A 9,744-nucleotide genomic window follows, 5' to 3' on the forward strand; every position below is an offset into this window, starting at 1 on the left:
TGGGTATGTATACCAGAAGTGAGGCAGGAGAGGGGGAAATGGCTACTGAATATGCCTGAAAATGATCATTGAAAAATCTGAAATCACGCGAGTTATTGCCTGGATTAATATGACGCAAAAGAAAAAGCGCCGCGAGAGCGGCGCTTTAGAGAGGCTTATTTAACCTGGTGTCCAGGCTTTGCGCCTTCATCCGGGGTCAGCAGAAAGATGTCTGTCCCGCCAGGACCTGCGGCCATCACCATCCCTTCTGAGATGCCGAAGCGCATTTTACGCGGCGCCAGGTTTGCCACCATGACCGTATGACGACCAATCAGCACCTGCGGGTCCGGATAAGCAGAGCGAATGCCGGAGAAGACGTTACGCTTCTCGCCGCCCAAATCCAGCGTCAGGCGCAGCAGTTTATCGGAGCCATCAACGAATTCAGCGTTTTCAATCAACGCTACGCGCAGATCGACTTTCGCGAAATCGTCAAAGGTAATGGTTTCCTGAATCGGGAAGTCCGCCAGTGGGCCGGTTACCGGAGCTGCCATAGCTTTCACCTCTTCTTTAGAGGCTTCCACCAGCGCTTCCACCTGCTTCATATCGATACGGTTATACAGAGCTTTGAAAGTATTGACCTTATGGCCCAGAAGCGGTTGCGCAATAGCATCCCAACGCAGTTCGCTGTTCAGGAATGCTTCAACGCGCTCGCTCAGCGTCGGCAGCACCGGCTTCAGGTACGTCATCAGCACGCGGAACAGGTTGATGCCCATTGAGCAGATCGCCTGCAGATCGGCGTCGCGACCTTCCTGTTTCGCCACCACCCACGGTGCCTGTTCGTCAACATAGCGGTTCGCGACATCCGCCAGCGCCATGATTTCACGGATCGCTTTGCCGAACTCACGGCTTTCCCACGCCTCGCCAATCACAGCCGCTGCATCGGTAAAGGTTTTATACAGCGCAGGGTCAGCCAGTTCAGCCGCCAGTACACCATCGAAACGTTTGTTGATAAAGCCAGCGTTACGGGAGGCGAGGTTAACCACCTTGTTGACGATATCGGCGTTTACGCGCTGGACGAAGTCTTCCAGATTCAGGTCGATATCATCAATGCGCGAAGAGAGCTTCGCGGTGTAGTAGTAACGCAGGCTGTCGGCATCAAAATGGTTCAGCCAGGTGCTGGCCTTAATAAACGTGCCGCGGGATTTGGACATCTTCGCGCCGTTGACCGTGACATAACCATGCACGAACAGGTTCGTCGGTTTACGGAAGTTGCTGCCTTCCAGCATGGCAGGCCAGAACAGGCTATGGAAATAGACGATATCTTTGCCGATGAAGTGATACAGTTCGGCAGTAGAATCTTTCTTCCAGTATTCGTCGAAGCTGACGGTATCGCCGCGCTTATCGCACAGGTTTTTGAAAGAGCCCATGTAGCCGATTGGCGCATCCAGCCAGACATAGAAATATTTGCCTGGCGCATTCGGGATTTCAAAACCAAAGTAAGGGGCATCGCGGGAGATATCCCACTGCTGCAGGCCGGATTCAAACCATTCCTGCATTTTGTTCGCCACCTGCTCCTGCAGCGCGCCGCTTCGAGTCCACGCCTGCAGCATTTCGCTGAAAGAGGGCAGGTCAAAGAAGAAGTGTTCGGAGTCACGCATCACTGGCGTCGCGCCAGAGACCACAGACTTCGGTTCGATCAGCTCAGTCGGGCTGTAGGTCGCGCCGCACACTTCGCAGTTGTCGCCGTATTGATCCGGTGATTTACATTTCGGGCAGGTACCTTTCACAAAACGATCCGGCAGGAACATGCCTTTTTCCGGATCGTAGAGCTGAGAAATGGTGCGGTTCTTAATAAAACCGTTATCTTTCAGACGGGTATAGATGAGCTCAGACAACTCCCGGTTCTCGTCGCTGTGCGTGGAGTGGTAGTTGTCATAGCTGATGTTGAACCCGGCGAAATCCGTCTGGTGCTCCTGACTCATTTCACCAATCATCTGCTCCGGAGTGATGCCAAGCTGCTGTGCTTTCAGCATGATCGGCGTGCCGTGGGCGTCGTCGGCGCAGATGAAGTTGACCTCGTGGCCGCGCATTCGTTGGTAACGGACCCAGACATCAGCCTGGATGTGCTCCAGCATATGGCCGAGGTGGATTGAGCCGTTGGCGTACGGCAGCGCGCACGTTACCAGAATTTTCTTCGCGACTTGAGTCATAGTAGATGTTACTTCTTCTCTGTTGAAAGGGGGTTCTGATGTTACCTGAAAGGTAATAACTACGCCAAGAATTAAGGGCATCAAACCACAAATGAATAATTGTTACCGCTGGAGTACACTACCTCACTACAATTGACCTTTTCAGAACAACAAAAAGGAGTCGGGATGAACGCACAATCCCAGGCCAAATCACCAGAAACCCTGCGCGCCATGGTCGCCGGGACGCTGGCGAATTTTCAGCACCCCACCCTGAAGCATAACCTGACGACACTTAAAGCGTTACACCACGTCGCCTGGATGGATGACACGCTGCACGTTGAACTGGTCATGCCGTTCGTCTGGCACAGTGCCTTTGAGGTGTTAAAAGAGCAATGTAGCGCTGATCTGCTGCGAATTACCGGGGCGAAGGCGATCGACTGGAAGCTTTCTCACAACATCGCCACCCTGAAGCGCGTGAAAAATCAGCCGGGCGTGAACGGCGTGAAGAACATTATCGCCGTCAGCTCCGGCAAAGGCGGCGTCGGTAAATCGTCGACTGCGGTAAACCTGGCGCTGGCATTAGCGGCAGAAGGGGCGAAAGTAGGGATTCTGGACGCCGACATTTATGGTCCGTCGATCCCAACTATGCTGGGGGCGGAAAACCAGCGCCCAACCTCGCCGGATGGTACCCATATGGCGCCGATCATGTCTCACGGGCTGGCGACCAACTCCATCGGTTATCTGGTCACTGATGATAACGCGATGGTGTGGCGTGGGCCGATGGCCAGTAAGGCGCTGATGCAGATGCTACAAGAGACGCTGTGGCCGGATCTGGATTACCTCGTGCTGGACATGCCGCCGGGTACTGGTGATATCCAGCTGACGCTGGCACAAAACATCCCGGTCACGGGGGCCGTTGTGGTGACCACGCCGCAGGATATTGCGTTGATTGACGCTAAAAAAGGCATTGTCATGTTCGAAAAAGTCGAGGTGCCGGTGCTGGGCATTGTCGAAAACATGAGCATGCATATCTGCAGCAACTGCGGTCATCATGAGCCGATCTTTGGTACCGGTGGCGCGCAAAAACTGGCTGAGCAGTATCACACGCAACTGTTGGGACAAATGCCGTTGCATATTAGTCTGCGTGAAGATCTCGATCGCGGGACGCCAACCGTGGTCAGCCGTCCGGACAGTGATTTCACCGTGATGTATCGCGAACTGGCGGGACGTGTTGCCGCACAGCTTTACTGGCAGGGTGAAGTCATCCCAGGCGAAATTGCCTTTCGCGCCGTCTGATCTCGGCTAAACGGTTTTATTCTCTCTATTCACCGCATTGATTTTATATCGGTGTGGTGAATATCTAATTTGAATAACGCTATCTGAGTTATGCAGAGCCACTGAATAACGTGGGCGTTCTTCTTAAATCTGACCGCCTGTGCCGGGTTATCCTGATGACCTTAACGATAAAATAAGCGTTGAATTCCCCCTCAGCCCGAGGGGGGCGAACCTCAACGATGATAGAAAATCTCGCCGTCGTAAGCTTTAATAATTTTACCGTCAGCGTCATTGATCAGCACATAGGCACCGCCCATGTAGGTCCAGTGTGTCCCGGCATCTGGCGCAGGTAAATTACGCAGATTCCACTGTTTGATGGTGTACTCGTCAGAGCGATACATCTCTGGCACCGTATCGCCAGGCTTGAAGTGGGTAAAGTCGGCGATGAAACCACTGAGTTCATATTGATCAATCCCCTTCGCGGGGACGGCTGTAGCTGGTGCGGCCCAGACCGCGCTGGATGCGAGCAGCAGCGCGCCTACCACCAATTTATTCTTCATACTTCTACGCTCTCCACTGTTAGGACCCTCAAAATCAGTCGTGTATCTTTCCCGGCCTTCATGATAACTGACAAGCGCGGGTTTGTTAGATTCCCGAAAAATTCGTAAAAAATGTAAAATTTATTAGTCTGACATGCACTATAGAAGAAAATCGCCAAATACGGGGAGAGGGGCGATGCATTTCGGAACACAGGCTAACAGTGGATTAGCCCCATATGCAAAAATGCAGACGTTCAGCGTACATCACGCCTGCAATAAAACCCGCACTGATGATAAGGGTGTGTAGGAAAAAATGAAAAATAATTAACTTCACTATCCGGAGGCTCATTTTTAAATACGTATTAAAGACGATGTTGTTGAGAATTGTCTAGCTATAACAATTAATTAATGTCAACATATAAACAGATTGAAATAAAACTATGGATTATTCCTGGATTGTCAATATTGATAAAGATCATGGAAAACACGCTGAATAGTTATTAAGAATCATCGTTTTGATGACATTAGTCTTTTGTATTTGTTACGTTAATTAATTGCAAATTTGAAGACAGCGAATAACTATTTTCTTCGGATTTATCCTGGTGTCATGCATCCTCTAAGTTATTTGATCTTAATTTCCCTAAATTATATTGACAGATGAAAGCAGCCTAAATATTCTGCGCACTAAATAGTGATATAAAAACACGCTGCTTTTGCAGGGTGATATTATTTTGTTAATTAATGATGGTGATGGCAGTGATGAAACAGTTAACTATAAAAAAGGCGGTATTTTCGCTTTTGGTTGTCAGTATTCTGTCCGGCTGCGTGTCGGAAGAGCAGCGCCTGGCGCGCTGTGAAGCCAAAGGCGTCAGTCGTGATGTCTGCTATCAGGTAGAACAGTCTAATCAACAGATGATTATCAATAACGCGGAGCAAAACGCGTATGTGAATGCACGTGAAGCGGTAAAGCAACACGCTCAGGCGGCAAAGAAAAAAAACATATATCACTTTGAAGGCATGGAAATTAAAAAGGTGAGTACCGGGCTTGATATTGATGGAGCTCATGCTGCGGTTATCGAGAAAGAGGAAAAAGCGACGGTCTATCAACAAGGGTTGCACTATTTTGTCGTGTACACCAACGGGCGGTTAGCCGTGCTGAACGAGCAGAGACAGTTTTTGGGGTGGGCGAAATGAGAGATTATCTGTTAGCGCTTATTCCGCTAACGTCCTTTTCCGCAGATGCTTCTGATATTGCGCAGGCACAACAAGCCGTTGCTCATGCCCAACTAATGGTTGACGCGGTATAAGAGGATGTTGCCGCCGTGCGGGTGGCGGCTTTCACTATTGATGTTCAGGCTGAACAGGTAAATGCAGAGTAGCGAAAGGGTTACAAATCGGGGCAGTGAGGGTATCATCACGCGAGTGACCTGACCGTCACGCAGAAAAATTTCGTTAATGACTCGGGGTGCCCCTTTTCACGAAGGGCTGAGAAATACCCGTACCACCTGATCTGGATAATGCCAGCGTAGGGAAGTCAGACACTGCTCGTGTCCCTTCTTCGCGCGGGCAGGAGCGTAACCATGCAGCCTGACCTGCACAGCCGCGAACATGCGGTTCGTACCTTACAAGATTTTCGTACCCTTTCTCCGTTAACACATTGTATGACCAATGACGTCGTGCAGAGTTTTACCGCCAATACGCTACTGGCGCTGGGGGCTTCTCCGGCGATGGTGATTGAGCCCGAAGAAGCTCGCCAGTTTGCAGCCCTTGCCAGCGCGTTGCTCATCAACGTCGGCACGTTGACACAACCGCGTGCACATGCAATGCGGGCGGCGGTTGAGCAGGCAAACAGCGCCAAAACTCCATGGACACTGGACCCGGTTGCCGTAGGCGCGCTTGAATACCGTCGCCGTTTCTGCCTGGAACTCCTTGCCTTAACACCTGCTGCCATTCGCGGTAACGCCTCTGAGATCCTGGCGTTAGCCGGTGAAAGCGCTGGGGGGCGTGGAGTGGATGCTACCGACCCGGTTGCAACGGCTCTGCCGGCGGCGCAGATTCTTGCCCGCCACACCGGCGCTGTTGTGGTAGTCACCGGCGAAGTGGATTACATCACCGACGGCGAGCGCACTCTGAGCGTCACCGGCGGCGATCCGCTGATGACGAAAGTCGTGGGCACTGGCTGTGCGCTTTCTGCCGTGGTCGCCGCCAGCTGCGCGCTACCCGGAAACCGGATCGAAAACATCGCGTCCGCCTGTGGATGGATGAAACTGGCAGGGCAGCACGCCAGCAAAATCTGTCACGGACCCGGCAGTTTTCTTCCGGCCTTTCTCGATGCGCTCTACACCCTGGATGCGGAGGTCGCAGCATGAAGCGGATTAACGCACTGACCATTGCCGGTACCGATCCCAGCGGCGGCGCCGGTATTCAGGCCGATCTGAAAACCTTCTCGGCGCTCGGCGCTTACGGCTGTGCGGTAATTACCGCGCTGGTGGCGCAGAATACACGTGGCGTGCAGTCGGTGTATCGCATTGAACCGGATTTTGTCGCCGCCCAGCTCGATTCGGTGTTCAGCGATGTGCGCATCGATACCACCAAAATCGGTATGCTGGCGGAAACCGATATCGTTGAGGCGGTGGCGGAGCGACTGGAACGCCATCAGGTGCAGAATGTCGTACTCGACACAGTCATGCTGGCGAAAAGTGGCGATCCGTTATTGTCGACTTCCGCCGTTGAGACATTGCGCAGGCGACTGTTGCCACAGGTTTCACTCATTACGCCTAATCTGCCCGAAGCGGCAGCGCTGCTGGATTGCCCGCACGCACGAACAGAACAAGAGATGCTGGAACAGGGGCGAGCGTTGCTGGCGATAGGCTGTGGCGCAGTGTTGATGAAAGGCGGTCATCTGGACGATGAACAAAGTCCTGACTGGCTCTTTACAGCGACCGGTGAGCAGCGCTTTACCGCACCGCGGGTGATGACCAAAAACACGCACGGCACCGGATGTACGCTCTCTGCGGCGCTGGCCGCGCTGCGTCCACGACATGCTGACTGGGCCGGGACAGTGCAGGAGGCGAAAGTCTGGCTGTCGGCGGCGCTCGCGCAGGCTGACACGCTGGAGGTTGGACACGGCATCGGGCCGGTTCATCATTTCCACGCGTATTGGTAGCGTATATACTGGCAGCAGACTGGCTGTCAGGAAAAAGACTCATGGAACAAGCGCATACTCAACTTATCGCGCAACTGAACGAACGTATTTCAGCGGTGGATAATACCCCGCTGTATATCAAGTTTGCCGAAACGGTGAAAAATGCCGTGCGCAGTGGTGTGATTGCGCATGGCAACATTTTGCCTGGCGAACGCGATCTCAGTCAGTTAACAGGCGTTTCGCGCATCACGGTGCGCAAAGCGATGCAGGCGCTGGAAGAAGAAGGCGTGGTGACGCGTGCTCGCGGCTACGGCACGCAGATCAACAACATCTTTGAATATTCGCTGAAAGAGGCGCGTGGGTTTTCTCAACAGGTGGTGCTGCGCGGGAAAAAACCGGACACCTTATGGGTCAACAAACGGGTGGTTAAGTGTCCGGAAGAGGTGGCGCAACAGCTGGCGATTGCCGCCGGCAGCGATGTGTTTCTGCTTAAGCGCATCCGCTACGTTGATGAGGACGCGGTTTCTATCGAGGAGTCGTGGGTGCCCGCGCATCTTATTCATGATGCCGATGAAATTGGCATATCGCTGTACGACTATTTCCGCAGCCAGCATATCCATCCCCAGCGCACGCGCTCACGGGTGAGTGCAAAGATGCCGGATGCTGAGTTCCAGTCGCATATCCAGATGGACAGCAAAGTGCCGGTGCTGGTGATCAAACAGGTAGCGCTTGACCAACAGCAGCGGCCCATCGAGTACAGCATCAGCTACTGCCGAAGCGATTTATACGTCTTTGTGTGCGAGGAGTAACGCCTCGCGAAACGGCGCACAGTCACCGCCGCGATGTCCTACCACCCACGATGCCACGGCGTTGCCGAGCAGCACGGCATCCGCCAGCGACCAGCCCGACGCCAGCCCGGCCAGCATGCCGCCCGCGTGGCTGTCACCGGCGCCAATCGTGTCAACGACCGTTGTCGGGAAGGCGGGTACGCATCCGGAAGATTGCGCGCTGAAATACCAGGCACCTTCTTTGTCATGGCGCACGATTAACGGCGCAGAAAATTGCTTCACCCATTGCGCACCTAAGTCTTCCACATCCTGGCTGAGACCAAACCGCTCCGCCGCGATTTCGGCTTCCTGACGATTGAGCGACACCAGAGGGCGACAAGCCAGAATGCGTGACATCAGTGCATCAGGAATATCGCCAATGCGCGGGCCAAAATCGATAAACGGTATAACGCGATCCAGCCCTTCCAGCCACTGCACCAACAGCTCGCCGCAGGGTGAGGAGAGTTGATAGCCCGAAAGATAAATCAGGCTGTCAGGTGAGATGGTGAGCTGGGCCAGCCAGTCGGTATTCCACTGGTTCTCCACGCCGCTGAATGACATAAACGTGCGCTCGCCATCCGGTTCGACCAGCGCAAGGCACCAGCCGTTGTCACCTTGTGTGGTCTCGATGAGGCTGTGTAACCCTTCTTTCGCCATCCGGTTACGAATGATCTCCGCCCATACTCCCTGGCCCAGCGGCAGGGCGTTACCGGCATCAATACCCAGCCGTTTCAGCGCCACGGCGATGTTCAGCGCGCAGCCGCCGACGTTAACGCCTTGCTGTTTGAGTTCAATGTCACACCCGCGCCAGGGCAGGGCATAGGCATCAGCGATGACATCGATGACCGCCGCGCCGATAACCGTGACCGGATGGCGGGTCGTTAACCCCGGCAACAATTCGGCTAAACGTGAAGTGTTCATGACGCCTCCCGACGTTGGCGCAGACGAGCAAGCGCCGTCGCATAGCGGTTGAAATCGAGCTGATTGACCGTATCCAGCTCTTGTTTCCATACCGGGTTGATGGCAGCTATACCCTGCAACGCGCCGCAAATGGCCGTTGCCATTGCTCCAATGGTATCGGTATCGCCGCCGAGGTTGGCACACAAAATGGCGCAGCGATTGGGATCCGTTTGCGCCAGTTCGACCATCGCAATGGCGCAGGCCACCGATTCGATCGTGCTGGTTCCGGCGCCAATCACCTGATACAACCGTTCGCTGGCCGCTTCGGCTCCGTCAGCATTACGCACAATTTTCAGCGCCATCTCCAGACGCGCACAAAGCGATGCGCTGAACGTAGTAATGCGCTTTTGCTGGGCGTGCAGGGCAATGGCGGGAAGCGAGTCAACAATTGCGGCCCAGGAATCACCCTCAATCGCCCGTGAAATCGCCCATGCCACCACCACCGCACCGGCGATAGCCAGATCGGATTTGTGCGTCGGGCTGGAGGCCAGCGCGATATCCTCAATAAACGCATCCAGATCGCGGGCGGGCAGCAGGCATCCCAATGGCGATACGCGCATGGCCGCGCCGTTGGTGACGCCGTTATTCTCCAGTTCTGCTACCGGTTTCCCGTCGCGAATCGCGTTCAGGGCGATTTTCGACGTCGGCCCGAGAACGTTTTTATTGAAGGCGTCAAAGCGCAACACCCAGTCGAGAATGTTCCGTCCAATCAGGTCCGGGTCGATCTCGCCGTCACGTTCCAGCAGAGCATCCGCCAGACAGAGCGCCATTGAGGTATCGTCGGTAAATTCTGCGCGGCCAAAATAACAGGCCGCATTATTTTCTTTTGG

The 9,744-nt window shown here is 54.1% G+C and carries 9 protein-coding genes and 1 riboswitch; of the genes, 5 read left to right on the forward strand and 4 right to left on the reverse strand.

Features of this window, described 5'->3' with window-relative positions:
* Positions 1-155 precede the first annotated feature (155 nt).
* The gene (gene metG / locus AB7E14_RS02630) at positions 156-2,189 is read right to left on the reverse strand and encodes a methionine--tRNA ligase (protein ID WP_316962517.1); all 2,034 of its coding nucleotides are present in this window, start codon (positions 2,187-2,189) and stop codon (positions 156-158) included.
* A gap of 165 nt (positions 2,190-2,354) precedes the next feature.
* Here metG and apbC point away from each other — a divergent pair, with 165 nt between their 5' ends.
* Positions 2,355-3,464 carry an iron-sulfur cluster carrier protein ApbC gene (apbC, locus tag AB7E14_RS02635; RefSeq protein WP_043000156.1) on the forward strand — a complete coding sequence of 370 codons (1,110 nt, stop codon included), beginning with the start codon at positions 2,355-2,357 and terminating at the stop codon, positions 3,462-3,464.
* Positions 3,465-3,676: 212 nt separating this feature from the next.
* Here apbC and rcnB read toward each other — a convergent pair whose 3' ends face one another.
* The gene (gene rcnB / locus AB7E14_RS02640; RefSeq protein ID WP_054176011.1) at positions 3,677-4,003 is read right to left on the reverse strand and encodes a Ni(II)/Co(II) efflux transporter accessory subunit RcnB; all 327 of its coding nucleotides are present in this window, start codon (positions 4,001-4,003) and stop codon (positions 3,677-3,679) included.
* Between the two features lie 738 nt (positions 4,004-4,741).
* Here rcnB and AB7E14_RS02645 point away from each other — a divergent pair.
* The 4 genes from AB7E14_RS02645 (at position 4,742) to AB7E14_RS02660 (ending at position 7,936) form a co-directional block, all read left to right on the forward strand.
* Complete coding sequence (locus AB7E14_RS02645; RefSeq protein WP_044258744.1) at positions 4,742-5,176, forward strand: hypothetical protein; 435 nt, start codon at positions 4,742-4,744, stop codon at positions 5,174-5,176.
* Positions 5,177-5,433: 257 nt separating this feature from the next.
* Positions 5,434-5,531, forward strand: a riboswitch (TPP riboswitch).
* Positions 5,532-5,562: 31 nt separating this feature from the next.
* Positions 5,563-6,351: a hydroxyethylthiazole kinase gene (gene thiM, locus AB7E14_RS02650; RefSeq protein WP_043000158.1), complete on the forward strand. Its 789-nt coding sequence runs from the start codon at positions 5,563-5,565 to the stop codon at positions 6,349-6,351.
* Positions 6,348-7,148, forward strand: a complete 801-nt coding sequence (thiD, locus tag AB7E14_RS02655; protein ID WP_316962518.1) for a bifunctional hydroxymethylpyrimidine kinase/phosphomethylpyrimidine kinase — start codon at positions 6,348-6,350, stop codon at positions 7,146-7,148. Before thiM ends, thiD begins: the two co-directional genes overlap by 4 nt.
* Before the next feature lie 41 nt (positions 7,149-7,189).
* Positions 7,190-7,936, forward strand: coding sequence for a GntR family transcriptional regulator (locus AB7E14_RS02660; protein WP_043000160.1), 747 nt, complete (start codon positions 7,190-7,192; stop codon positions 7,934-7,936).
* Here the strand turns inward: AB7E14_RS02660 and AB7E14_RS02665 are convergent.
* Together AB7E14_RS02665 and AB7E14_RS02670 are read right to left on the reverse strand one after the other, a co-directional pair.
* The gene (locus tag AB7E14_RS02665) at positions 7,910-8,875 is read right to left on the reverse strand and encodes a carbohydrate kinase family protein (RefSeq protein ID WP_316962519.1); all 966 of its coding nucleotides are present in this window, start codon (positions 8,873-8,875) and stop codon (positions 7,910-7,912) included. The two genes, AB7E14_RS02660 and AB7E14_RS02665, sit on opposite strands and share 27 nt — an antisense overlap.
* A partial coding sequence (locus AB7E14_RS02670) for an ADP-ribosylglycohydrolase family protein (RefSeq protein WP_428169311.1) occupies positions 8,872-9,744 on the reverse strand: 873 nt, incomplete at its 5' end. The genes AB7E14_RS02670 and AB7E14_RS02665, both read right to left, overlap by 4 nt.

The organism is Citrobacter sp., from assembly GCF_050252275.1.
Taxonomy (GTDB): domain Bacteria; phylum Pseudomonadota; class Gammaproteobacteria; order Enterobacterales; family Enterobacteriaceae; genus Citrobacter_A; species Citrobacter_A amalonaticus.

What these genes read in the sequence shown, in the direction of transcription:
- apbC (WP_043000156.1), top strand. Translation starts at nt 2,355, where the DNA reads ATGAACGCACAATCCCAGGCCAAATCACCAGAAACCCTGCGCGCCATG.
- AB7E14_RS02665 (WP_316962519.1), bottom strand. Translation starts at nt 8,875, where the DNA reads ATGAACACTTCACGTTTAGCCGAATTGTTGCCGGGGTTAACGACCCGC.
- rcnB (WP_054176011.1), bottom strand. Translation starts at nt 4,003, where the DNA reads ATGAAGAATAAATTGGTGGTAGGCGCGCTGCTGCTCGCATCCAGCGCG.
- thiD (WP_316962518.1), top strand. Translation starts at nt 6,348, where the DNA reads ATGAAGCGGATTAACGCACTGACCATTGCCGGTACCGATCCCAGCGGC.
- AB7E14_RS02660 (WP_043000160.1), top strand. Translation starts at nt 7,190, where the DNA reads ATGGAACAAGCGCATACTCAACTTATCGCGCAACTGAACGAACGTATT.
- metG (WP_316962517.1), bottom strand. Translation starts at nt 2,189, where the DNA reads ATGACTCAAGTCGCGAAGAAAATTCTGGTAACGTGCGCGCTGCCGTAC.
- AB7E14_RS02645 (WP_044258744.1), top strand. Translation starts at nt 4,742, where the DNA reads ATGAAACAGTTAACTATAAAAAAGGCGGTATTTTCGCTTTTGGTTGTC.
- thiM (WP_043000158.1), top strand. Translation starts at nt 5,563, where the DNA reads ATGCAGCCTGACCTGCACAGCCGCGAACATGCGGTTCGTACCTTACAA.